Here is a 23739-nt window from a genome sequence, read left to right on the forward strand (position 1 = left end):
ACTTCTTGTATGATCTGCTTATTTTATTTACGCATCACATAGTAGGTATTCATGATGTCATGTTCCAGATAATGCTTTTCAATTTTTCCAAAGCCCGCTTCAACCAGCATTTTTTCGGCAAGCTCCTCTCCCCAGGCCGCACCAAGACCTAAGCCATTTTGAGACAAAGACACCGTCATGCAATGCATACAGGATATGGTGTAAATAAATGCTCCCAGAGGATGATAGACATTGCCCGCAACGTTACTGGAAGTTTTGATATCCTGCATCAGGAAAATACCCTGAGGCTTCAAGGCTTTGAACACATTACCCAGTACTTGCGTGGGCCTGGCCTGATCGTGAATCACATCAAAGCTGGTAATAAGATCATATTTCTCCTGCTCATTCCAGACCGACAAATCCATTTTTTCAAAATGGATATTGTGCATATTATTTTCCTTGGCTGAGTGTAAAGCATGAGCAATGGTTTCATCACAGAGATCATAGCCGGTAAATTGGCTTTGAGGATACGTTTTAGCCATTAATATCAAGGCACGCCCATAGCCACAACCAATATCAAGCACCTGAATTCCCTGGTTCAGTTTATCAACCAGACCGTCAACCATAGGCAAAATTTTGTCGGTCAAGGATGATAAAATCGTTTGCCCACTCTCTTCTGCCATGACTTCATGAAAACGATGGTAAGCCTCATAAGGAACACCGCCGCCGTGTTTGAAAGCGTCTACTATGCCATTTTCCACATAGGCCAGAACAGGAATAAATTGAGCTATCACTGCCATGTTCTGTGGTGAAGAATTTCTGGTCAGAAAAGAAGCATGTTCTGCTGATAATTGATAAGTCTTTGCGTGCGCATCATAATCTACAATGCCTCCGACCACGAGAGCATTGAGCCATTCCCTGACATAACGCTCATTGCAGCCAGCCGTCTGCGCTATGACTTCACTGCTTGCAAAATCAAGCCCGTCCATGACATCAAACAGACCGGTTCGATGGCCAATGGATATCATCAATGTCAATGCGGCATCATTGAGAACGGATAAAAGACGCTCGGCAAATGCATCTGATCTGGCTTGATCAAAACGTCCTGTTTTCATCTTGCGCTCCCCAAATAGGTAATCTTTAGAACTCCATAGAGACAATAAAGTACCTCATGTGAGTTATGGATTAGGATAGGTCATTATCTTGTATCGTTCGGGCTGAGGAGGCATTTATGCCGTCTCGAAGCCTTATGGAATTAAATGTTTCGTGCCAAGGCTTCGAGACGATGCTGACGCATCGCCTCAGCCCAAACGGACACTGGATATCGACTTCTTCTTAATATAATCCTTATCCATAACTCACGTTACCTAATATTATAGACTATGGGGCATTCCTTTTTTATCGTTTGATATTCGATTATTTTTCTGCAAAATTCATCAAAGCATTTTCATGAACCAGCTCATGATGATGTTCTGTTAATCTCCCCTCATAGACAATAGGGGATTCCCACTCATCGCCGGCAAATCGATATTCTTCTGTAGAAAAATGTTCAAATGCATAGGGTATCCCTTGGCCAATTAAAGGAGATGGTTTATCAATCACATGAAAATGCAAATGCGGTGCGTCGGAATTACCCGAATTACCTAATTTTGCAATCAATTGATTCTTACGAACGAACTCTCCCTTGGTGACCTTAATACTATGAGGAATTAAGTGGGCATATAGAGCATATTGGTGTTTTGCAATTTCAATAATCACATAATTACCAGCCATATTACTCAGTGTAATAGGATAATCACGTCCAGGTGGAGTATTATCAGGAACACCATCGTAAACATCGACCACTTTACCATCTGTAACGGAGTAAATATTCGCGCCATAACTGTAATAATTGTCATTTTTATAAGGGTTTTCTTTATAAATATGACCATCAGACCCGAACTGCATAAAATCGATTGCATACCGTTCGGGGTAATAAACAATCCCATGGGCTGCAACTCTTGCACGGCGATGTAAAGAATGATTTGATGGGCCGTTAATTGCCATCCAATGCTTTCCGTCCAAAGGATTGGCAATCACCAAAGGCTGAGTAGTTTTTACATGAGTGGGAGCAGCCAGGAAAGAATACCTGACTTCTTCTTCGGATAGTTGGGTTTTCGATGAGTAAAGATGAAAACGATGCGTTAATTTTTTAGGTATTTCACCAAGACTATCGAATTTCACCATAAAAAATAACAAACCACGCTCGCCCGGTCTTAAAGTCAGGTCTGATTTTAAATGCTTGGAATGACCACCAAAAGAATAAATCATCTTTCGCAGCTGTTCTTGATTATAGGAAAAAAGTACTTTACGAGGTTTTCTGCCATTTAGTACCTCAACGTTTTCCAAAGAAAAGGGATAGTCACCCACATTGGTAAGAAAAACTTCATACGTGAGATAAGGATTTCCCTCAATAGTCACGGGCTTTGGAGAATAAAATGTTTCGGCCTCCAACTGAAAATAAGCCAGTTTATCCTGATGGGACTCCGATGGAATGGGAAAAGCTCGCAAGTCCCCTGCGAAAATCAAACAACTTACAAGAAATAAAAAAATTGTGAAACGAAATGATTTGATCATTTAAAACCCTTAGTAAATTTCCGGAACAACGATCTATTTTCAATAGGCTCATAATTAATTCCCTTCAGTCAATGACAAGGGTTTTATCATGATAAGATGATTTGGATCCCGGCTGAAACCTGTTCTCTGAAAGCCCGCTTTTTCATAACAACGAATGGCTTGTTGGTTATTAATATCTGGGTCAATAACAATGGCTTTGAAACGAGTCAGAAATTTATTAATAAAGCAATTAATGAGTTCCATTCCTAACCCTTTGCCTCGCCCCTGGCTTTCGGCGATAAACAAATCGATTCCAGCTAAATCCCTGGGATTGTAGTGTTGAAAAAGAAGACTCTCATAACCATCAATACCATCGGGTAAAGAGTCTGTGAGTATGTAAAACTGGACGAACCCGAAAAGCAAGTTGTCTTTATATACAATGAAACTTGGAACATGCTCCGTACCTACAATTCTTGGTTCATATTTTTCTTTGATGTCATTGATTGACCAGTTTTTATCTCGCGCATACCAGTGATTAATAATTGGCTCCTGAAACCATTGATGGAGCTGGTTTAAATCATTGATGCCCAGAGGTTGAAACTTAAAATCACTCATGACCTGGCTCTTTGAATTGTTTATTAATGCCATGAGGAGTCACACCCAATCTATACCCGATTAGCTTCCCGTGTTCAGGTTTTCCAATAATCATGATTCACTATGCAGTGGGCAAAAATTTGAGTGCTTATTCTACCACAGTTTTCATCGCCTGGATTTTCTTGTGATTGAGATAGATTATCATCGCATCAGTGCAGGTTGGGCTGATTGCCCAACCGCAAATCTAATTCAATAACGCTGGATCAAATGGCTGCCCATTCACTGTAAATTTGGTGTTTTCAAGAGTAAAAGAAGCGTGATAATAATCCCCTTCAACCTTTAAAACACCTTGACTCACCAATTTTTGCAAGAGTGCTTCTGTTTGCTTATGGGCATCTGCATCGACATCAACCGGCTGGGTGGAATCAAGCTGTGTGGCCTGAGATTGAGACACATCAGCTGGTGGTGTAGTTGTTTTTGATTTGATTGATTCCAATAATAACTGCTTGACCAGTTTGATAGGCGCTTTAAACTGACCATTGCCTTTCAGATTTTGCCAGAGGTCTTCAGGGTTGCTGAATGAATTCCTGGTTAAAGCCATGTTCAACGAACTGGACAAATGCCCATGTGGTGTATCCAGCTCCTGATTCAGACTGAGTGTCGCACCTTTGGAAAGCAGGTTAAAAATTTCAGCCAGGATCGCGATTTGATTGGAAGGATAGTCATAGTTCAATCGGTTGAGTTTGGCCATTGCCTGGGGATCCAGATTTTTAAGCTCGATTTTTAATTGGCCAGGACCATAGCCGTTATTGTTCATTAGAAATTTATTCAGGGATAATTGCAAATTAAAATCCAGTAAATTGTTGTTGACTCCAGCCCAGGCATCCATACTCAGATCTTGCAAATCAAACACTGGCAGTGAATTGGTGATGGTAGAAACAGAAGACAGCAGGATAGATGAATCACCAAGCCATAAATTATCCATGTAGCGATTCAATGCAAAACTGACTTTGACTTTACCAATCCTGACATCGGTTTCTTGCACTTTCGCACTCATACCGTACATAGTCACATGACCAGAGGCCTTGTTAACCCTGGGATTGACTTTGAGCTTTGCACTTAAGCCTTGCCAGACAAAAACAAAGTTGCCTTGATCGCCGTTGTTTGTGCCTTGCATGTTAATTGCAGGCAAACTATAGCTCACAACGGTTTGATTTAAATAGTTGATCAAAGCTCCATAATGGGTTTCCGGACTTGTTGTGACCCAGGCCAGCCCAAAACGCAAGCCATTATCGGTCATAATGAAAGGGCCATGGTGTATGACCATTGGGAAATCCAGACTCAAATGAAGCGCTGGCTGCACTTTAATATTACCCTGTGCGTCTTTATTTTCCTGCGCTGGCAAATTAACAAGTAAATTCAAAACGGCAGTGGAGCAGAACCATCCACGGTGATTATCTTTTAATTGCCAAGTCAGGAAGGGATTCCTGGGAATATTATCGACGTTTTTTTTTGCCGTGCTTAAGGCCATCATGCCAATAATGGGGTAGGAGCATAAAACAATGGCTACTAACAGCAACACACTGATAATCCATTTTTTCATGGCTGTCCAGTATTAATCCTTGGTAATTAATATTTAGACTAGAAAAAGCTGATTGTAAAATAGACCACTGGCATAACCTGATTTTTCAATAAGGCAACTTACTTTGCCAAAAGGCATCAAACAAACATTGAGGACTTGAATATTCCTGATGAGTTAAAGGAAAGCATTCAAACCTGCAAACCTCTCTGATTGATGGTCTTGAAGCTTCCTTCTATTGCTTTTGTGAATAAGTTAAAAAAGCGATGAAGCAAGGGTTAATTAATCGTCTGCATTATGTTGTAGCAATGCAGAAAAAACCGGGGCATTAACGGGTTTTTACGATATTTTTGCGAAAAAAAAATTTTTGAGTAAATCGAACACGTTAATACCCAAAGTATAATTTATAGCCAAATTATTTTTTTGAGTGAATTTATGTCTTACATGAAAATAGAAGAGCTTCTTCTAAAAGATACTATGAGAAGAGCCCAGATCCCTGGGGTATCCATTGCTTGTATCAATCATCAAGGAGTTATTTCCACACAAGAAATAGGACTTACAGATGGATGTGGCCTTGTCAAAATGTCAAAGGATCCCACCCAGTGCCCATTTCAGGAGTTGGTTCTTGGATCTAAAAATGAATTAGGTATCGGAACCAAAAACACGGTCATTGCATTTAACAAGGATCTTTATTATGTTGACCAGGCAGCAAAAATGGTTCAGAAAATTGCGTTAACAGAAGCAAATAAAATAGCCTATGAAATGTTGCATGCAAAATGCACCGAAACCTATCGATTAGCTGATGGCAAGGAACATGAATTCATTACAACTCTAACAGGTCGCATGCCACCAACCGAAGTAAAGCCTGAAACCGTTTTTGGCGCAGCGTCCCTAAGCAAACCGGTCTTTGCTTATTTAGTACAAAAATTGATACAAACCAATGCAAGTAATACATCTCAAACAGGCTTTGATCAATTTATTCTGCCTGACACTTTAAAGAGCTTTGATTTGGATACTCCCCTTTTCCATATTATCCCCCTGGAAGAATTCAATATTGACGGAATGACATTTGACCTGTCTGATGAATCTGTCATTGCTCATTCTAAAGCACTAACCGCCAGGATGGTGTTATCGCATACGAGCGGACTGGCTCATGGGGAAATGAAATTTCAGTTCCTGCCTAACTCTCAAGAAAAAGAACATGGGTATTCGAATGTTGGAATTATTTATTTACAACAAGTAATTGAAAAACTGACTGGTTCAGATCTTGAAACACTGGCCCAAAAACATGTGTTTCAACCTTGCGGTATGATGTATAGCACTTATGAACCTAAACCATGCGCAGCCAATTCTCTATGGTCTACAGCAGGAGATTATGCCAATTTCGTCAAACACCTAATCCATGACAGTACGATTGAGAATCCCTTTGTTCCCCACACTGACATGACAAAAGATAAGGGGTTGGCAGGAGCAATCGGAATAGCCAAAGGAAACATACCCGATACTATTTTGCAACGTGTTGCATGGGGCTTAGGCTGGGGGCTACAAACGAATGATGAAGGAAAAGCTATCACAGCCTATCATTCAGGAGATATGAATGATTACAGAGCCTGGGTCATAATCGACTTGCAGGATAAGGATAAGAAAAATGCCGTGGTATTTTTCGCTAACTCGCATAATGGGCACATTCTCGCTGAACAAATCATTCCTAAGATCATGCGGATGGAGCAGGCTGCCAACTACTTTTTTGCAAAATGGGGTTTTGCCAGAAACTTTGCTGAATTAGGAGGAAAAACTACTCGACTGGGTATTAAATCATCCTCATGCAGCTCTGATAGCTCTTCTGATACATCCATTCAGGACAAACCGATTGAGGTAAAGAAAGAGACAGAAAAATCAGACACCTCCTCAATCGAGATCTATACTTCAGGAAGGACTTTTAATGCATGAACTTACCAGTTTGGCTAACCAGGCGACACCCTCATCATACTGACTCTTACTATGGGTCACAAGGTAAATGGGTGTTGGCTCCAGATCGAAGGGTAAAGGTTGCATTCCCAGATTAAATTGGCCGGCAAATATATTAATTAAAAAACTTGGGGCCGTGGAAATCACCGCATCGGAATTGGCTACGGCAAAAATAGCGGGCAAGATATTTTTTACAAAGAGCATGTCATTACGTACCAGCTTTCTTTTATACAAATATTCAGCGGAGTGACTGTAGCGTTCTTGATTAAAACTAAATGCAATATGTTTATTGCTTATATAATCTTCCAAAGACAGAGGCTTGTTTATGAGTGGATTATTCTTGCTCGCAAAACAAATAATTTCCTCTTCATACAATTTTTTAACTTTGAGTTGTGCTGATAGAGAGTTTTCATTAATAGCTCCTATGGCCAAGTCTACATTCTCATCGATAAACAGATGTGGATCATCAGCCATTGACTGAATTGTTGTTTCAATCACAATATGAGGCAGTTTTTCAAGAGCCGACATCAGGGAAGGTAACAAAATTAATTCAACGTAATCCGGTAAAGCGATTTTAAATGATCTTTTGGTTTGAAGGGGATCAAATCTTTCACTAGGCTGCAGGATATTTCTTATAAAAAACATCACTTGCTCTAATTGTGGCTGCAACTCTTTAGCTTTTGGAGAGAGAAAATATTCCCCTTTACCAGGAATTAATAGCGGGTCTTTAAATAACTCTCTCAGTTGTTTTAAAGAAGAACTCATTGCCGGTTGACTGACAAACACTTTCTCTGCAGCAGCACTGACGCTTCTCTCACTTAGTAAAGCATCCAGATGTAGTATGAGATTTAAATTAATACGTTTAAAAGGAATCGCCATTCGATCCTCTCGGCAATTGTTCTCTTCTTATATTAGTATAAGAAATTTAAAAATATCCAATATGGATAATTCATTCTCAAGACAGAGCATATTTTGAGAGGGGTTACAATGCCACTTACCAGACCAGGTAACTCTGTCAAATAGACCTCATTACCTGGTATCAATCTGTTGTTCTTTCCCATGTTATTGCATTAGTGCAAAAGATTTATCTCTGGAAGTAATGTGTAATGTTGAATCATCCTCATCTTTTTTAACCAATTGAAGTTGGTAGTCTGAAACAAACTTGGCAATCGTTACTTTAAATAAAGACTCGGTCACTGCAAATGCAGGGCAGTTGCGCAGGCCTACTGAAAAGGGAATAAAGGGGAACAGACCTACGGCATGATTTTTATTGTTACTGTTCATCCCCCCTTCTTCAGCAAATTGTTCTATGTCCTTTTGTAAGAAACGGGTAGGGTCAAACTCTTCAGGATTAGTCCAGTATTGTTCACCTTTAGCTAAAGCATGCAAATCAAATATCATCATTGTATTCGGTGGTATGGTCATTGAATCCGATGAATAGCCATTTTGAGTATATCTTGGCACCGCTACAGGCGCGTCAAACCGCACTGATTCCTTATAAAAGGCATCTAATAGCGGTAAAGATTTAAGAGCTCTTATATCTATTCCTTCTTCTATTACCAAATGCGATCGGTCCATTTCATCACGAAGCATAGCAAATTTATCCGGATCTGATGCGATTTGCTCCAGACACAAAACAATGGCGTCGGTGAGGTTGTCTGCTGCTTTTAATATCATCGGAAGTGATTGAACTATAGGATTTTCAAAATGTTTTCTAATGTCTTCAATGGATAAAGACCTTAGGGCAGAGAGCAGTTCTTCATTGGAAAGAGTGGGGTTTTCATCTTTAAATAAACTAACGACAGAAGCCACAATTAAATTACTGTTTCCAGGATTAGGATCACTATGAAGTATTTCAACCAGTTTTTCAAATTCTTGCTCCAGAATACTTTTTGAAAAAGCTCGATACACATCACGTTTTTGTCTCAAACTCGGCATAAAATTGAGTAATTCAGGAAAAGGAAATGCCCCCCATCTCTTTACATCATTTCTATAAGATGCCATCACATCGTAGGTATTGTCTGGTAATTGCTTGATGCCCAGCATATTTTCCACCATCACCGCACGAACAATTCCACAGATTGTATGTCGAAGTTGGATATCTGTATCACAATCAACACGTTTTTCTACTTCTGTAATAGTGGGATTAACCAGTCTGGAGGGTACAAGAAAACGAGACAGGTTCTTTCGAGAAGAAAGGGCTGCGTGTCCAGTATCTGAAATAATAAAAAAATCATTACCAGAAAAAAATTTAAAAGATGCATGCCCTCTTCGACCAGATTTTTCCTGGTCAAATTGATTCAATAATTCAACCAGTTGAGATTGAGATTTTGGTGTAATGACTGCATAGTTCCCCCCCAAATATCCCAAACTGACAACACTATATCCTGCTTCACTGCTGCGTGCTTTGGAAGTTAATGACTGGATCATCAATTTAGGATCACGAATAAATTCCCTGGTATAGCCAATACCAAATCGTTCTATTTGCCCCAAAAGACCTGTTACAGCCTGATAAGCCTGATCTGAGTAATAACGAATACCTAACACGATTGAACTTGCAAATAACTCACCAAACATAAACCATCCAAAACAAAAGACCAAAAAAAACTGGGTTATAGTAATACATATAGAAAATATTAGATACACTAAGGCGTTTTTTATTTCGCATAGATTGATTATGTGATACTTATCATTCACACCTATAAACAACCAGGAAATGATTCAGATATCGTTACTTGTAAAGAATAAATAGTAGCGATAAAATGTCCTTGCCTATAAAGTTATGGTCTTCAGCAAGTCTCGATTCCTCCGGTGCTGGATACAAAGACATAATTTTGGTCGAGGGATACTTTCGTTTTTAATACGAGGTATCCTATGGCGACGACACGAACTCAAACATCATTTTATACCAAAAATCTGACACTCAACCTTGATGACTACCCGGGAGGGGTTGCAATTTGGGGCGCATTACCCGCTCTTTTTGACACGTCAAACCAAGGGTTTGATCGAGGCGTCCATGTTCATGCACGACTCGCTGATTCATCTAAAAAAGTGATAGACGCAACCTATGACCGGGTCACTGTTATCGCCGCAAATCGTACTTTCACAATCACAGAGGAAGCTGCCGTTCATTTCAGCATGTCTGCCATCTTTGATATCAATATCATCTCATTAGTATGCCAGCGCTGCTCTCAATCCATTACTTCGATTGGCTATGCTGCTGTATGCCCATCACGCCAACATCAATGTAATCATTGTGGTGAAATAACCACGACAACTACAGACTGCATCAGCAATCCAATTATGCTACTTAAAGAATTGATAGGAGATAAGCAGGTCAAAAGACCTGCTGTTATACCCAACCGCACGATTGCAATTGATCCCAAACGCTACAATGGCGGCATTCAAATTTGGGGTTCTAATCCATCGATTATTTGGACTGCTAAAAGACTGGAAGAAAGTGCTATCCATGTTCATGCTTACAATGACAATGGCAAAAGAGTTATAGATAATACTTATGGCAGTGTTTCTTTGGCTGGTTACAAACTGGATATCGAAATGATTCGAGTTCTGCAAATCCAACTGGCATTGCCCAATTTGGCATTACACCTGGCAACCGTGTATTGTCCTCATTGCGGTAAGGAACAGTTTGATCAGGGGATTTGGGCTGTTTGCGCCCATAGGCACAGGGCTTGCTTACTATGTAAACAAACTTTTATATCTCAAGACGTGATCAGCAATCCCGTTTTTGACGTACTAACCCATGTTTCTGGAGTGATCTCTCAATGCGCACATTAAACACAATATTGAAAATCGGTGCACTTATTTTTAATGAAAAAAATCAGTTACTTGCTGTACATAAAAAAGGAAAACCACCCATGGAACTCATTGTTCCAGGTGGCGTTATGGAGGAAAATGAAACCGATGAAGAGACTCTGCGTCGAGAAATCAAAGAAGAACTTGACTCTGATATCATGTCATTTCAGTTTTATAAACAATTTGAAGACAAGGCAATCTATGAGGAAAAATGGTTAGTGATGCGCACTTATATTGTCACTCTGAACAATGAACCTAAACCTGCGAATGAAATTGATCAACTGGTATGGCTTGGGCATGATTATCATGAAAGTGGCTATCGTTTTGGATCCATTTTAGGCAAACAAATTATTCCTGATTTCTTTAAATAAACCATTGCGAGACATTCAGAGGAACTTTTGGTTCGAACCAGGATATGAAGGCCGAACCTTTATAAGATGAGATAAAGCGATGCTATTTGGTTAAACAAGGCACTAATTCGAATTTTTGATCATGAATGTCCTGATCAGCATCTGAAGAATGATGAACCTCAGTAGGTGCCTTTGGAGAAGATTCTTTAAAGAACCCCAACCTTTTTCCAGAAAGACCTTCATAACGGGCTTTATCAGCCATCATTTTACGATTTATCTGATTGGCTAATCTAACTTCCTCAAATAAAAAAACCGCAAAAGCTTTGGTAGGAATTTGAGCTACTCTTTGTATGTCACGCTGAGGGGTATCTTGCTTCAAAAGAACAGAGTCAGCCAATTCCGTTTCAGTTAATGCAATCGCATAAGGCCCCACAAAGAAAGAGTCTCCATGGATTACATTACTGGCAATTTTCATGGTATAGCCAAATGGTATTTCAAAAGCGGCGAAATCAAATGCCCCATCTTTGCGCTCAACTCCCAGAATCAATGCGCCGCGGCACTCAGGAGATAAGGGTGTAAAAACATGAGGAAATGGGTGTGTTTCTACAAACAATCCACCACCACCTCTTACATTCATTACGTAGTCTTGAATATAATCAGCATCCCATTGATACTCAACCAGATACAGGTTTTCTAGCGACGATTTATCAACAGCATCCAGGGTAAATGGTTGCTCCAGAGGGATTAGTTCGGCACCATATTTAGCTAAAAATGATGTAGGTACAGCCAATGCATTCATTTTAGGGATATTCATTACTGTCATATCAGGTGAGATAATCAGTACCCCCAAGCCACCAAAAACACTGGCATCGCTCCCGCTGCCACCTCTTTCCTGATTTTTATTTTTCCAGGTTGCCTTCAGAGTTAATTCTTCCGGGGAAGTTAAGGGAATAGCGCCTTTTGCAGAAGGTAAATCATCCTCACTTATTCCAGTGGCAGTTAACATATCGATTTCTGTGCCCGCTTTAAGAATGGCATGAGCCTTTGCCGCTTTCATTAGTGGTTTACTATCAGGCAGATCAGGATTTCGTCGGTCAACCATCGTGGATTGCAAGCCATGTAAATGCTCTGCTACCACCTCAGATGGTAATTTGCTTTTCATGCATATGGAAGAGGTACATATTTCATTATTTTTGCTGGAAGAAGTTATTCCGGATCCCGAGTTGTTTCGGGCAGTTTTATCGAAGAGTACTTTCATAATTATAACCACACATCTTATAGATTAAAAAAAGTCATTACTGATTTTTTTAAATAAAAATTGTTCTAATTATAATCTAAAAAGATTAAGTGATTATTAAATAAAGAACTATATGTTTAAAAATTATAAATATTTTCAATCGAAAGATGTTTAAAAAGAGAACCGCTGGTGAAATAAATTCAACTACATAGATTTATAAATAAGCAAAAATTAAATTATGGCTGGCAAAATTTAAGAATACTCTACTACCTTTTAGAATCAGGCTGGCTATACTTAAATAATGAATTATAGTTTTTCGGGTATTATGAAAAAGAAAGACGAGCAAACTAACCTTACCAAAGGTAAGGAGAATGAACACAATACAATCAGCACCAATACCAATTTGTTATTTGCAAAACCACCTGGTATCGATGCTGAACCTTCAAATCATATGGCTTCATCTATTGACCGCTTAAAAGATTTTGACAGTTCAAAACAAAGTCTTTGGTTAAAATACAGTGAAGACATCATCAATGAATTCTGTGCTTTATTACCAGAGTTTCCCAAGATAAAACCTAAAGTGCGTGAAGATATTCGCTGCCCGGAAGAGGCGTTATTAACGCAAGTCGGTTGTGCTTATGCTTTTTTAGCCAGTAAAAGACGCGAGGTAGCCAAGCTTTTAAAACATGGTCCTCTAAGACATCAATTTGGTTTATTTAATAAACCGGGGTTTGCCTCAATTGATGATTTCAATCTCAGTAAAGATATCCCTTCTCAAAAGGATAAAATTTATGAGCACCTTTCCTTGCTAATTAGTCAATCTAATCCTTTTGTTGAAGTTAAGAAAAACCATAGAGAAGCTGAAGGTTTTTCTATTTACACCATAACATTCAAGATGAAAGCTGATGAAATAGAACGAGTACACATAAAAAATCTGGATTCAAACAAGCCATTTATTGAAAATGACACGGTGCTGACGATAACTTTCCATGATTATGGAAAAAATGACAACAGAACATCAGTTGTTATTGATCATTGCCCTACCCCTTTTGCTGAAAACTATACAAGCCAATCCAGTTATTTTAAAGTGCAATTTGAATTGATTGAGCCTTATTTTCAAGCATGCCTCGCTTGGGAGCCTTCTGAAGGGATCCATCAATTTTTAGAAAATGCCGGGAAGATTGCTTATATCCTGGCTCGTATGCAACCTGTCGGGCGTGGTAATTCTGCAATTGTTGAATGGATGATTAGAGGTCTTGCCCAAACTAAAAACATCGAATTAGGACCATTTAACCCTGATGAAAAAATTGGGTGGGATTTTAAAGCGTTTCTGATGCCTGAAATGCAGGATTATGCCCATTGGTTTTCTAAGAAAGCCTTTGCGCACAGCCAATTAAAAAATGTTTCTTCCTTGGGATATTAACAGGACTTACGAAAAACTCCAAGGTCAAGGCAAAAAATGTTTTTAGTGAGGAGTTTAGATAAACTAAATGACCAAATTAAAAACTTTTTTTAACAAAGAGATTGGGGAGGGGGTCGTAAGTCTTGAAAAAGAGAAAGCCGGGGTTCAAGTCTTACTTTTGACTATTAGACGTAAGAAAAGTGAAAGACTTGCCCCAGGATAAATGTGTTATTGTTTTAAGTTTGATTTAGACACTTCTTCCTCAAGTATTTGAGCATCCAATAACCTTTGTGTATTGTTAGTGATTGCTCGACCTGTAATCATTGATTGAAATCGGTCAACCATATATACACCACCCCAACCAAAAGTGCTGCTGTTTTTATATTCGAATTCTGAAGCTACCTTGATAGAATTAGCCAGTTGCTCATCAGAAGCGCCTGGTGCTTTATATTTTTTACGAATTTCTTTACTTTTTTCACTGCTTGGTTTCATGTGCTAAACACCTTGATTGTTAAAATTGGTAGCATTATACATGGATAACATTAAGACAACATTAAGCAATAAAAAAACAATTTGTTCTTTATTTTACACAGATCTTTCTTTAGTAAAACACCCGCATTAATAATGATTGAGTGTTAAAAACAATAGATAGATTAAGCTTTAATCTAATATGTTGAATTATGTTTATCTATTGAATAATAACTGTGCGAACAAAAAATCTGACTATTTCTAAGCAGCAAAAAACTCTCCATTACATGACCTTCGCAATTGCTTGATTTTCCCAAAAATAAAATCTCACAATGAAAAAACAAACCCAATGGATCAAAATATTAACATATTGTGTTTTATTTGATATAATAATAATTCTGTTTTACACTCTGAGATTTATTCAATGCTCACAGAAAATCTGAATGAAGCCCTGAACGCGATAAAATATGTAAAATCCAAACTAATTTATGGTTCCAATACCGAGAAAGATTCAAAGAAGACAACCTGGGAACCAGAAAGAATTATTCACTTAAGAAAAGAGGTTCATCAGCAAGCAGTCGCCTATGCTCGTTCACATAATGGTAAAGCAGGATTTGACATCATCTCTAAGCTAACTCATGCGGCACTCTTGAAATACGGATTTGGTAATTGCGGGGAACAAGCACAAACAGCATTCTGTTATCTTCAATCTAGAGGAGTTGCGCCGCTTGATTATTGTCAAACATCAATAGGAGAACACTGCTTGATAGTGATTGGACGTGTTAGTGGCTCTGATCCCAATGATATTTCGACCTGGGGAGAAGAAGCCGTGATTTGTGATCCTTGGGCAGAGAAAGCCTATCCCCTTTCTGAATTTAGAGAAATGCAAAATCCTGATAATGATATTCGATACCCTGAGATGTGCTACACTAATGGTAAAAAACCCAAACCTTATTTAGCAGGAGATTTAATCAGTTTCCACAGGATAGAGCCTGTGTTGAAAAGCACCTCGCTGTCTTTCTTTAAAAAAGCAAATACTGATTATTCGCAATCGAGTTATACGACACTTAAATCACTTGCCTAAAGTACTTAAATAAAAAGACCCTTTTCTACAGAATACTCCAATTTCCAGCCTTTCAGGTAGCCATTCATTGAATGGTCTACAGTATTTTATTCATCTAACTAGCAGACCAAGACCTACAATGCTTCCCTTGAAAAAAATCACCCAGTAAAAAAAATAAAACCATTTATTGTTAACTATTAATATTCTCTTAATAAAAAGAAAGCATTATAGTCATCTTGAAGTCATATTTGCGCATTAAAAAACATGATAGGAAACACAAAACCACAATCAGGAGGTAAAAAATGACAAACAGTACCCATTTAAAGAATCTTGTTAGCAAATCATTAAATGACCTTTGTCAAGATGAGCTGACTGTAATTGGCTCCTACCTTGGTGCCTGGAATGATTTATGGAGCTTGACATTTACATCATCAGAAATGAAAAAACACCTCATTGATGAACAAAATGATAAGTTATGGCAGTTTCTTTTCAAGGAATATTTCCCCTATATTCCTCTGCCAACACAAGATTTTTATAAGAATTTCATGGAAAGCTATAAAAGCTGGTATCAAACATTGTGTCGGGTAAAACATGACCCCTTTTTTCTCATGTATCTGGATAAACTCAAGAAAGATCCTGCGCATCTATTCAGGAACGATAAAGAAATTATTATGGCAGCCATCGAAATACAACCCGTTTTGTATAAAAATTTTTCCAGAGATTATAAAGAGGATGAAGAGGTGATTCTGTGTGCCCTTAAAAGAAATCGATTTATAATCCATGATGTACCAAGATCAGTAAGAGATGTATTTGAAAGAATAGCTGATATTAAAGACGATAAAGCAAGAATTGATGCTTGTGACAAGCTTATTGCTGAACTTTCATCACAACGTGTTTCTAAAATCGAAAGCCTGGATTTGTTTAAAAGCCAATTACAGTTTCTAGCGCAGGATGCAAGGAAATCGACTGGTGAACAAGTTAATAGCCGTCAAATTCAAAGGTCAACGGTGTCGATAATAACACCTGCAGGGATCACTTCTCTTGTTAATTTAAGCCTTTTTAAAGACACACAAACCCAGGATAAGGAAAAAGATGCATCCCCGCACAACCAATATCGAAAATAAGGTACATAAAGTTTGAGGTTACTATAGCGAAAATCATTACAGAAATACCCAGGCATCGCCTTAATAGATTGATTAATGCATGAAAACATGTCAGCTAATTTGTATTGATTACGACAAAATGCCTTAATTTTTATGATGCAACACCGTTTTATTGCGCCCTGAATTTTTAGCTTCATACAGCGCATTATCGGCAGCGGTAATGAGATCTTGCATGTTGTTGCCATGCATGGGGTACATAGCTAATCCTATGGATATTGTGATTTGGGTTAAAGCATTTCCTCCATAACGTAAATGAATACGACTGACCGCATCATGAATTGATTGAGCCCTTTGCAATGCTGTTTCAAGCTCAATCTCTGGTATAATCAGGATAAATTCTTCTCCTCCATAGCGGCAGGCTATGTCCTCTTTTCTGCTAATTTGACGCAAAACATTAGCGAAAGCCTGTATCACCATGTCTCCCGCTTCATGTCCGAATTTATCATTAAATTGTTTAAAATGATCAATATCCAACATTAATACGGCAAGTGATAATGATTTTCTTGCACAACGATTTAATTCACGGTCCAATGCTTCATTCAAATAACGTCGATTATAAAGCCCTGTGAGAGCATCTCGTAAAGATTGGTTACGCAGGGTTTCACGAAGCATAATATTGGAAATACCAAGCGCTATTTGCTCGGCCATCATACTTGCGAGAATTTCCTGATTATTTTCTTTATTTATTTCTTCCTCTGCTTCCTTTTTAAAAGAGTTCCATTCCATACAAACCAAACCAAGAATATCGCTTTGAGCAAATAAAGGAATACAGGTATAAGGCCGTAAACTACTATTGATTTGATGATGGGGGCATATTAAATCTTTTTGAGGATCTTCTACTGTATACATCGAGCCACGTCGTAAACCCAAACAATCATCTGGTTTAATGATCCTTTCTTCTATCACAGAGTCGCCCCATGAGCTCATGGCTTCAAGATAATTACGTGAGGGATGCATGACATAGAATATTCCCGATGTTTCAGGTAATAATTTAGTAGCATACAGAGCAATTAAATGATAGGCCTCCTTAATATATAAACAGGTTTGCAATGTTGAACTTAACTCCTTCAACCATTGCATTTCTTTATTGCGGTGATTTAATTCATATAAGGCACATTCAAGATTTTTATTGACTTCCATTAATTTTCTAGTCATTTCTATTTGAGCAGTTGTTTCTTTCTGCCCTTTCTCCAATTCTGATTGCAGCATCACATTTTCCATTGCAACGGATGTGCTGTCAGCAAGTACCTGCAGCCAATTTAATTGTTCCTCTGTAGGAAGGTAATATTCTGCCCAATAAATTCCAATGGCACCCAAAGGGGCAGCTGTTCTAATAGGGACCATTGCCAGGCTCTTTACAAAAGTCGGTCGATAAGCATCAACTGGAATTCTCGGATCGGAGTAAATATCTTCAATAACGACGGATTGTCGATGTTCCATAACCCAACCACTGATACAAGCCCTCATAGAGAATCGTTTACCTTTCCAAAGAGGAGCAATCGTGTCTTCCTCTGCGTAATAGCATTGATTGCCATCACGCAATACAAATGTCGAACCGTCAGATCCAGTCAATGTACGTGCGGCCTTACGTACAATGAACATGATTGTTTCCAGATCTTTTGCAAGAGAAAGCTTTTGTATGACATCCAATAAAAAATCAACCTGAAAATTGGAGTCATCAGCTCCACAAGATTTTGAGGGCTTGAGATGTGATTTGATTGGGAATTCTTTATTTGTTCCCATATGTATTCTATTCATGTCCGTTTGGCTCGTTGCTATCATCCTTGTCTCTTTGTAATTATAACACTGTGTGAATATTTTTTGAACAAACTTTCCTTTAGTTCACTCCTCTTTATAATTTTTCTATCAACTCAAATTTTCATTTTCAATAATTGTTGAAACAAGTTGACGTCTGCTCAAAGACCATTTATGTTAATTATTGATCCATAAGATCTTAACCTATTCAATTTGACTTAAAATACCCAATGACTAAACATCAAAAATTTAAAAAAGGAGATGACTCTCAAGACAAAAACTTTATGACGGAAGCGTTTTAAATACCCGATTGATTGTGATGGCTGTAGCAAAAGAATCGTAAAAAATAACTTAGAATTTGTTTTATATAAGGGATTATCGGTATGAAAACAAAGCAAGAAGTTTCTCAGCAGGATAAATTAAAAGATTCAAAATCGTCTACACCACTACAGACAAAAGAACCATGGTTCATCTCTGATACCTTAAATATTACTTTTGACTCCTATGATTTTAGTATCTCTGTCACTGAACAAGCCCCCATACCGTATCGTATTGTTTTCAGTGGCGGGGGTTCAAGAATACTGGCACATATAGGCGCCCTGGATGAACTAAACAGGCATGGATTACAGTTTACTGAATTTTCTGGAAGCTCTGCTGGTGCAATGGTCGCTGCGTTTGCTTATCTGGGTTATAATTGTTCTGAAATAAAACAAATTATTTCCTGGTTTAATGAAGATAAGCTCCTTGATAGCCCGCTCATTTTTAATTTCAATAACATAAAACAAATATTTAATAAAGGGGGGCTTAGCTCGGCAAAACTAATGCGTCAAGCAGCAAATTACGTTATTTTAAAAAAAGTAATGGATATTATATCCGATGAAAAATTCAAAGCGCGATTTACAAAACTTCAAAACTTTTTAGAAGAAAATATATACAGCTGCCCCGAGAATATAACATTTCAAACCTTAGCCAGAATAAAAAAAATATGTCCTGAATGTGAATTAGGAGAAAAACTATTTATTACTGGAACAAATTTGAGTACCCAAAAACATGAAGTGTTTTCCATTGATTCAACACCCTCTATGGCACTCGCGGATGCCATTATTATTTCCGCAAATTTACCTATTGCCTTTGAACGCATCTGCTATAAAGGAAATGTATACAGCGATGGAGGAATCAGTAATAATTTACCTGCCCATTGTTTTTCAGAAAAAGAACATAAAACAACTTTTTTGAAACACAAGGATGATGTTGACTTCAGTGTACTTGCTCTACAGTTTGATAATGGGCTTGAGGAGAACGCTCTTTATAGTCAAAACCCAATACCTAAATGGTCATGGCTAAGCAACACATTCTACTCCTTAATTACAGGGCATCCCAATGTTACTGAAAACTGGTATGAAGATCTTCAAATACTGAGGAGGCATGCGCATCAAAGTATTTTAATCAAAACTCCATCCATTGCTTTGACTAATCTAACGCTTAGTCAAGATACAAAAGAAGCCCTGATCGAGTCAGGACGAACAGCGGCCAGAACCTATTTGGACCACCATGAGTTTTATACAGGTACTTATGGAAATATCAGACGTAATGAATGCTTATATGAAAAATTTCAAAAACCCGAAGAGTTATTGGATTACTGTATCCAAGAAGGGCACGTTGAACTTTTAAAAAAAATAAAACAAGCTATTTCCAGTTCTCAATATTTAGAAAAAGGGTACAAACATTATTTATGCGAGTTATGTGAAAACTTCCTCCCACCTCAATTGAAATGCTCCAAAGAAGATCCAGGTATAGAACAACCTGAAAACAAATTAGAAAAAGAAACCATCATTTGCAAAAGGGATAATAATAAAGGGCTGAGGTGCTCAATGGCATTTTTTGGGGCTCAGCCTTCCTTAGTCAAAACATTACATCAGGATAGCCCTGAATTAAAAATTAAATTATTTACAGGTCTATATCCCATATTAATTCAAAACTGGCAAAATTTATGCCCTATTTCCGGCATTAGCGGCGTATTAAATTCTATCCGTATATCATTACTTGAAATCAGTTCCACAGATACCTGTATCAAAGCATTAATCAATAAACTCAACGAAATTGAAATTGGACATTTTTTGATATTTGTTTTTAAAGCAGCTCTAAAAAATTACGATAAAAATGACTTCATATTACTATTGAAAAACCTGAAGCACCTTCACCATTCTATCGAGTTAATTAGAAATAAGCCGTTTCATTCTGATGACCGATTTTATGGGCAGTGGAATTTTGAAGGCCATGATCCTAAAAGAATTCTCGAATTCCTTAAAAGCGATGATATTTCAGGATTAATGACTATTTTAGAAGATAAAAAAGCACTTCCCAATAATAAACCTAATTAACAGGCTTAAATTCAAAGCGTCACTGATTAACAAAATCAATTTGAATTGATGTTTTTACTACTAATCAAGTGACCTTTCTGTCTTGCTTTGGAAAATAAAGAATTAAGTATAAGATGGCCCCTTATTCATTGCTCTTTCATTAAATTCCTCTATCAATAAATCTATTTTTTGCCCCAGTTGACCTTTACCCATTAATTTACCGGAAGCATTATAAAGTGTTTGTGTAAAATAAGAGTACATAGAATTTGCACTACTGTCCTGATTTCTGCGCTTTTGTAAATTATTTTCTTCAGAACGCATGCTAAGTAACAGGATATTCACCATCTCATGACAATCAGAGAACTCTCCTTTTTCATAGCGAGGATAAAGATCGGCCGCCTTCTGGATATATTTAAGAACCAATTGTTTTTTTGCATCAAAAATATCTCTGCTGGCTTTAGTGGTTATAAACTCATATTCCTTATCAAGGATATAATCATAGAATACAAAAGAAAACTGATACACCCAAGGTACATTTCTATTATTACAAAACAATGATTCATCCATGATATGAGTAATAATAGAAGGACTTTTTTGAAACAGGTCAGCTACCACTTCAATAAAATTGACTAAACTGTATGTAAAAAAATTTTCATACAAATCTGTTGTGAAATCAGTATTCTTTTCTTCATTATATTCTTTGACAGCATTTTTGGCTGCTTGTAATGCCGAGTTAATTTCATCAGAGATCCGTTTAAAATAGTTAGCATAATCCTCTTGGGTTTTAACTTCCATTAATGAAATGGTTTTAATCAAACATCTGGCAAGCTCGTTTCGTTGAATTAATAATTCCGCTTCTTTGCCTTTGTATGTTTTTTCATCTGCCTGCAATTGGTAGCTATCCAAAATTTTCTTAAAATAGCGGTCGGTAATATCTTTAAAAATCCACATTATCTACCTCTTTAATTAGTGAGCCAGAAAGTATTTGTAAAAGTTGTTGCTGATTATCGAAAACAATAAAGTCTTCCTTTTCTATTATGGGCGATACTCAATATTGTAATGACAACAAACACTGGATTTTCTTGTCCGAAGTGTTTGTAATCCATTGATAACCGCTAAGAATTAAAAATAAATGTTCAAAAGCAGTAGGAATAGCCATGGTGTCTAATAGTAACTCATTGTAAGTTATAGGAAAAGTATCTGTATTCGGTTTTTTGGAAATAGTTGAAGACAAAAAACACTAGAGAGAAATATACTTACAAGGCTTAAAAACAGTATTGATTTACAAAGCAATTATTTGGCTCTTTTCTAAAAAAGAACGATAATTAATCAAGAGTGGTAAGGTTACCAATTTGCAGAACTCAAATACGGTTTTTGCTCTGGAGCTCTTACATAGCCAGGATAGAATCGCTGCAACATGACCTGATGATGCAAAATAAAGAAAAGATAATTATTATATTTTTCCAAAAAGACATTAATCATGAAATCAAAATACATTAGCTTATGCTTTTTTTCACTCATTTTATGGTTTGGTAGTCCAATTCTTTTGGCACAACCATCCAGGCTGGATAATCTAATTAATCAACTGGTTCAACCATTTATTTATGCACATCAGACTCCCGGGTTAGCCATTGCCATTTATTATAATGGAAAGGATTATTATTATAATTTTGGATTTGCTGACCGGAAAAGTAAGAAACCAGTGACTAAAAATACTATTTTTGAATTGGCATCGATTACCAAAATATTCATTAGCACTCTTATAGCACTGGAAGTTCAGAAAGGAAAATTGAATGTAACAGATTATGCCGTTCAATATACACCTGAACTTTCAAAAACCAATGGACTACCAATTGACAGGGTTCAAATTGTGCATCTGGCGACTCACACAGCAAGCTTTCCTAAACAAATGGAGCAATTTGGTGTTAATAAAGGCAATATACAGGCTTTCTTTGCCCGTCTTAAAACATGGCGTCCTCCAGTAAAAACAGGAACTCATTATAAATATTCCAATATTGGTTTTGGGTATTTGGGATACGTATTGGAAAACGCCTCAAACGAGACTTTACCTAATCTGTTAAAATCGAATATTACCAAGCCATTGGGAATGTCCCATACTTTTTTTAATGTACCAGAAAGCCTCGCTAACTATGAAGCTCAAGGTTATCGACCTAAAAATAAGCCAGCACCTTATTATAGACCTGCCAATTTTCTAGGCGGAGGTGCTTTGCGATCTTCTGCAGCTGACATGCTGGTATTTTTAAAAGCAAATTTAGGAATTCAACCTGGCACCGCATCACCAGAATTGCTTTCTGCGATGCAGTATGCCCAACAACCATTTTTTGAAGTCAACCCAAATTTTGTTATGGGATTAGGTTGGCAAAGAGTGAAAAGAGGGAGGCAGATTGTGATCACTAAAAATGGAGCAAATCAGGGATTTAGCACCTTTATTGGTTTTTCACCTGCAAAAAAACTGGGAGTCGTCGTATTAATCAATCAGGCAAGGGGCAAGGCAACCTTGCTGGGAAACCAAATTCTTAATAGTCTGCTTAGATTATAGCTTAAAGGACTATTTTTAAGCATAGACTCATGGGCATTGACAATCAAAATGTCGTGCAACATGATTATCCTTGACCCTATTCTCTGTACGTCTTGACTTACAATATGGATAGTATGATTTTAATCTAAACTAATGACGAACAGAGCCTCAGGTCAAACCAACAACTTATCAAATAACTGAAAAAGGAAGTTTCAATGAAAAAATCCAGTCCTGTATACTCGTTGTTATTGCTTTCTGCTATTACCTTTTCGCCTGTTATCAAGGCAAGTCCTATCGGTATGATGGTGGATATCTATTGCCCTATTACCCAGGGAGGGCCAAATGTCATCACTAATTTTGGAGATTACATTGGTGGTTATGGCATGGAAAATATTTTGTCTCAAAATAATCCTATTTATTTTAAATCCATTTCGCTAGCCCATGATGTTCCAGCCCAACTTGGAAATTATTACAATGAAACGACCAGCTACAACAGCACAACAGGTCAAGTCACCTGCAGTTACATAAGCAATAACCCAACAGAACCTCGCTTTGCTGTAGCATACACCTTGACCAATGGCCGGGGCGGCGCTGTCCAATGGCAATCAGGGAATTCAATCAATATCATTTTTCCTGTTGGTTTAAAAGGTTAGTCAAAGCTTACTGGATTAAAATGCCTGACTGTCTTCTTCGCCTCCCAGCAACTCTTTCTGGAATTGATTTGCTGGGGAATTTGATAAAAATCTTGCAATCAAAGCAAAAGACGAAACTAAAAAGTAAACAGACCCGATAATTGGCATATTCTGACTGAAACACATGTTTTATTTGATTTCAACTCCGACCACCTTAACTGAGATAGACTACTACCGCT

20 protein-coding genes are annotated in these 23739 nt (G+C 37.6%); 10 read left to right on the forward strand and 10 right to left on the reverse strand.

The genetic code is table 11. From position 1 onward, the window contains the following. Positions 1 to 23: 23 nt before the first annotated feature. From OQJ02_RS11995 to OQJ02_RS12010, 4 genes are all read right to left on the reverse strand, one after another. Positions 24 to 1094 (reverse strand): class I SAM-dependent methyltransferase, encoded by a 1071-nt coding sequence (locus OQJ02_RS11995; RefSeq protein ID WP_265719246.1) that lies wholly within the window; start codon positions 1092 to 1094, stop codon positions 24 to 26. 301 nt (positions 1095 to 1395) lie between these two features. Continuing rightward, a complete protein-coding gene (locus OQJ02_RS12000) occupies positions 1396 to 2595 on the reverse strand; it encodes a M23 family metallopeptidase (RefSeq protein ID WP_265719247.1) in 1200 nt (399 codons plus the stop codon). 54 nt (positions 2596 to 2649) lie between these two features. Beyond that, on the reverse strand, positions 2650 to 3222 hold the full coding sequence (locus OQJ02_RS12005) for a GNAT family N-acetyltransferase (RefSeq protein ID WP_322783389.1): 573 nt from the start codon (positions 3220 to 3222) through the stop codon (positions 2650 to 2652). 190 nt (positions 3223 to 3412) lie between these two features. Continuing rightward, the gene (locus OQJ02_RS12010) at positions 3413 to 4771 is read right to left on the reverse strand and encodes a YdgA family protein (RefSeq protein WP_265719249.1); all 1359 of its coding nucleotides are present in this window, start codon (positions 4769 to 4771) and stop codon (positions 3413 to 3415) included. A 411-nt stretch (positions 4772 to 5182) separates the two neighbouring features. Between OQJ02_RS12010 and OQJ02_RS12015 the strand changes: the two genes are divergently transcribed. After that, on the forward strand, positions 5183 to 6697 hold the full coding sequence (locus OQJ02_RS12015) for a serine hydrolase domain-containing protein (protein ID WP_265719250.1): 1515 nt from the start codon (positions 5183 to 5185) through the stop codon (positions 6695 to 6697). Here OQJ02_RS12015 and lelA read toward each other — a convergent pair. Together lelA and OQJ02_RS12025 are read right to left on the reverse strand one after the other, a co-directional pair. Then, positions 6674 to 7594 carry a LysR family transcriptional regulator LelA gene (gene lelA / locus OQJ02_RS12020; protein WP_265719251.1) on the reverse strand — a complete coding sequence of 307 codons (921 nt, stop codon included), beginning with the start codon at positions 7592 to 7594 and terminating at the stop codon, positions 6674 to 6676. The two genes, OQJ02_RS12015 and lelA, sit on opposite strands and share 24 nt — an antisense overlap. A 183-nt stretch (positions 7595 to 7777) precedes the next feature. Then, a complete protein-coding gene (locus tag OQJ02_RS12025) occupies positions 7778 to 9292 on the reverse strand; it encodes a cytochrome P450 (protein ID WP_265719252.1) in 1515 nt (504 codons plus the stop codon). Positions 9293 to 9589: 297 nt separating this feature from the next. Here OQJ02_RS12025 and OQJ02_RS12030 point away from each other — a divergent pair, with 297 nt between their 5' ends. Together OQJ02_RS12030 and OQJ02_RS12035 are read left to right on the forward strand one after the other, a co-directional pair. Then, positions 9590 to 10513, forward strand: a complete 924-nt coding sequence (locus OQJ02_RS12030) for a hypothetical protein (protein WP_265719253.1) — start codon at positions 9590 to 9592, stop codon at positions 10511 to 10513. Continuing rightward, positions 10501 to 10902, forward strand: coding sequence for an NUDIX domain-containing protein (locus tag OQJ02_RS12035; RefSeq protein WP_265719254.1), 402 nt, complete (start codon positions 10501 to 10503; stop codon positions 10900 to 10902). The genes OQJ02_RS12030 and OQJ02_RS12035 overlap by 13 nt, the downstream gene beginning before the upstream one ends. Before the next feature lie 82 nt (positions 10903 to 10984). On the opposite strand, the gene OQJ02_RS12040 is transcribed toward OQJ02_RS12035, so the two are convergent. After that, positions 10985 to 12139, reverse strand: coding sequence for a hypothetical protein (locus tag OQJ02_RS12040; protein ID WP_265719255.1), 1155 nt, complete (start codon positions 12137 to 12139; stop codon positions 10985 to 10987). Positions 12140 to 12443: 304 nt separating this feature from the next. Here OQJ02_RS12040 and OQJ02_RS12045 point away from each other — a divergent pair, with 304 nt between their 5' ends. Both OQJ02_RS12045 and OQJ02_RS12050 read left to right on the forward strand, forming a co-directional pair. Next, positions 12444 to 13541 carry a hypothetical protein gene (locus OQJ02_RS12045; RefSeq protein WP_265719256.1) on the forward strand — a complete coding sequence of 366 codons (1098 nt, stop codon included), beginning with the start codon at positions 12444 to 12446 and terminating at the stop codon, positions 13539 to 13541. A 67-nt stretch (positions 13542 to 13608) separates the two neighbouring features. After that, entirely contained in the window at positions 13609 to 13743 is a 135-nt protein-coding gene (locus tag OQJ02_RS12050) for a hypothetical protein (protein ID WP_265719257.1), read from the forward strand. Positions 13744 to 13748: 5 nt separating this feature from the next. Here the strand turns inward: OQJ02_RS12050 and OQJ02_RS12055 are convergent, their stop codons facing one another. Continuing rightward, entirely contained in the window at positions 13749 to 14012 is a 264-nt protein-coding gene (locus OQJ02_RS12055) for a type IV secretion protein Dot (RefSeq protein WP_265719258.1), read from the reverse strand. Between the two features lie 400 nt (positions 14013 to 14412). Here OQJ02_RS12055 and OQJ02_RS12060 point away from each other — a divergent pair, with 400 nt between their 5' ends. Together OQJ02_RS12060 and OQJ02_RS12065 are read left to right on the forward strand one after the other, a co-directional pair. Further along, positions 14413 to 15072: a hypothetical protein gene (locus OQJ02_RS12060; protein ID WP_265719259.1), complete on the forward strand. Its 660-nt coding sequence runs from the start codon at positions 14413 to 14415 to the stop codon at positions 15070 to 15072. 281 nt (positions 15073 to 15353) lie between these two features. After that, positions 15354 to 16175, forward strand: coding sequence for a DUF4116 domain-containing protein (locus OQJ02_RS12065; protein ID WP_265719260.1), 822 nt, complete (start codon positions 15354 to 15356; stop codon positions 16173 to 16175). 123 nt (positions 16176 to 16298) lie between these two features. On the opposite strand, the gene OQJ02_RS12070 is transcribed toward OQJ02_RS12065, so the two are convergent. Continuing rightward, positions 16299 to 17996 (reverse strand): diguanylate cyclase, encoded by a 1698-nt coding sequence (locus OQJ02_RS12070; RefSeq protein WP_265719261.1) that lies wholly within the window; start codon positions 17994 to 17996, stop codon positions 16299 to 16301. 356 nt (positions 17997 to 18352) lie between these two features. Between OQJ02_RS12070 and OQJ02_RS12075 the strand changes: the two genes are divergently transcribed. Further along, positions 18353 to 20350 carry a patatin-like phospholipase family protein gene (locus OQJ02_RS12075; RefSeq protein WP_265719262.1) on the forward strand — a complete coding sequence of 666 codons (1998 nt, stop codon included), beginning with the start codon at positions 18353 to 18355 and terminating at the stop codon, positions 20348 to 20350. Positions 20351 to 20452: 102 nt separating this feature from the next. Here the strand turns inward: OQJ02_RS12075 and OQJ02_RS12080 are convergent, their stop codons facing one another. Continuing rightward, positions 20453 to 21280, reverse strand: coding sequence for a hypothetical protein (locus OQJ02_RS12080; RefSeq protein WP_265719263.1), 828 nt, complete (start codon positions 21278 to 21280; stop codon positions 20453 to 20455). A 529-nt stretch (positions 21281 to 21809) separates the two neighbouring features. Here OQJ02_RS12080 and OQJ02_RS12085 point away from each other — a divergent pair. Both OQJ02_RS12085 and OQJ02_RS12090 read left to right on the forward strand, forming a co-directional pair. Next, positions 21810 to 22889, forward strand: coding sequence for a beta-lactamase (locus OQJ02_RS12085; RefSeq protein ID WP_265719264.1), 1080 nt, complete (start codon positions 21810 to 21812; stop codon positions 22887 to 22889). Positions 22890 to 23083: 194 nt separating this feature from the next. Beyond that, on the forward strand, positions 23084 to 23521 hold the full coding sequence (locus OQJ02_RS12090; RefSeq protein ID WP_265719265.1) for a hypothetical protein: 438 nt from the start codon (positions 23084 to 23086) through the stop codon (positions 23519 to 23521). The last annotated feature ends 218 nt before the right edge of the window (positions 23522 to 23739 follow it).

This window comes from Legionella sp. PATHC032, assembly GCF_026191185.1.
Taxonomy (GTDB): Bacteria; Pseudomonadota; Gammaproteobacteria; order Legionellales; family Legionellaceae; genus Legionella.

Bases quoted from the DNA above. Each gene is read 5' to 3' on its own strand.
- OQJ02_RS12070 (WP_265719261.1), bottom strand. From the start codon at position 17,996: ATGATAGCAACGAGCCAAACGGACATGAATAGAATACATATGGGAACA.
- OQJ02_RS12050 (WP_265719257.1), top strand. From the start codon at position 13,609: ATGACCAAATTAAAAACTTTTTTTAACAAAGAGATTGGGGAGGGGGTC.
- OQJ02_RS12055 (WP_265719258.1), bottom strand. From the start codon at position 14,012: ATGAAACCAAGCAGTGAAAAAAGTAAAGAAATTCGTAAAAAATATAAA.
- OQJ02_RS12015 (WP_265719250.1), top strand. From the start codon at position 5,183: ATGTCTTACATGAAAATAGAAGAGCTTCTTCTAAAAGATACTATGAGA.
- OQJ02_RS12085 (WP_265719264.1), top strand. From the start codon at position 21,810: ATGAAATCAAAATACATTAGCTTATGCTTTTTTTCACTCATTTTATGG.
- OQJ02_RS12030 (WP_265719253.1), top strand. From the start codon at position 9,590: ATGGCGACGACACGAACTCAAACATCATTTTATACCAAAAATCTGACA.
- OQJ02_RS12060 (WP_265719259.1), top strand. From the start codon at position 14,413: ATGCTCACAGAAAATCTGAATGAAGCCCTGAACGCGATAAAATATGTA.
- lelA (WP_265719251.1), bottom strand. From the start codon at position 7,594: ATGGCGATTCCTTTTAAACGTATTAATTTAAATCTCATACTACATCTG.
- OQJ02_RS12035 (WP_265719254.1), top strand. From the start codon at position 10,501: ATGCGCACATTAAACACAATATTGAAAATCGGTGCACTTATTTTTAAT.
- OQJ02_RS12025 (WP_265719252.1), bottom strand. From the start codon at position 9,292: ATGTTTGGTGAGTTATTTGCAAGTTCAATCGTGTTAGGTATTCGTTAT.
- OQJ02_RS12045 (WP_265719256.1), top strand. From the start codon at position 12,444: ATGAAAAAGAAAGACGAGCAAACTAACCTTACCAAAGGTAAGGAGAAT.
- OQJ02_RS12000 (WP_265719247.1), bottom strand. From the start codon at position 2,595: ATGATCAAATCATTTCGTTTCACAATTTTTTTATTTCTTGTAAGTTGT.
- OQJ02_RS11995 (WP_265719246.1), bottom strand. From the start codon at position 1,094: ATGAAAACAGGACGTTTTGATCAAGCCAGATCAGATGCATTTGCCGAG.
- OQJ02_RS12080 (WP_265719263.1), bottom strand. From the start codon at position 21,280: ATGTGGATTTTTAAAGATATTACCGACCGCTATTTTAAGAAAATTTTG.
- OQJ02_RS12040 (WP_265719255.1), bottom strand. From the start codon at position 12,139: ATGAAAGTACTCTTCGATAAAACTGCCCGAAACAACTCGGGATCCGGA.
- OQJ02_RS12005 (WP_322783389.1), bottom strand. From the start codon at position 3,222: ATGGCATTAATAAACAATTCAAAGAGCCAGGTCATGAGTGATTTTAAG.
- OQJ02_RS12065 (WP_265719260.1), top strand. From the start codon at position 15,354: ATGACAAACAGTACCCATTTAAAGAATCTTGTTAGCAAATCATTAAAT.
- OQJ02_RS12075 (WP_265719262.1), top strand. From the start codon at position 18,353: ATGAAAACAAAGCAAGAAGTTTCTCAGCAGGATAAATTAAAAGATTCA.
- OQJ02_RS12010 (WP_265719249.1), bottom strand. From the start codon at position 4,771: ATGAAAAAATGGATTATCAGTGTGTTGCTGTTAGTAGCCATTGTTTTA.
- OQJ02_RS12090 (WP_265719265.1), top strand. From the start codon at position 23,084: ATGAAAAAATCCAGTCCTGTATACTCGTTGTTATTGCTTTCTGCTATT.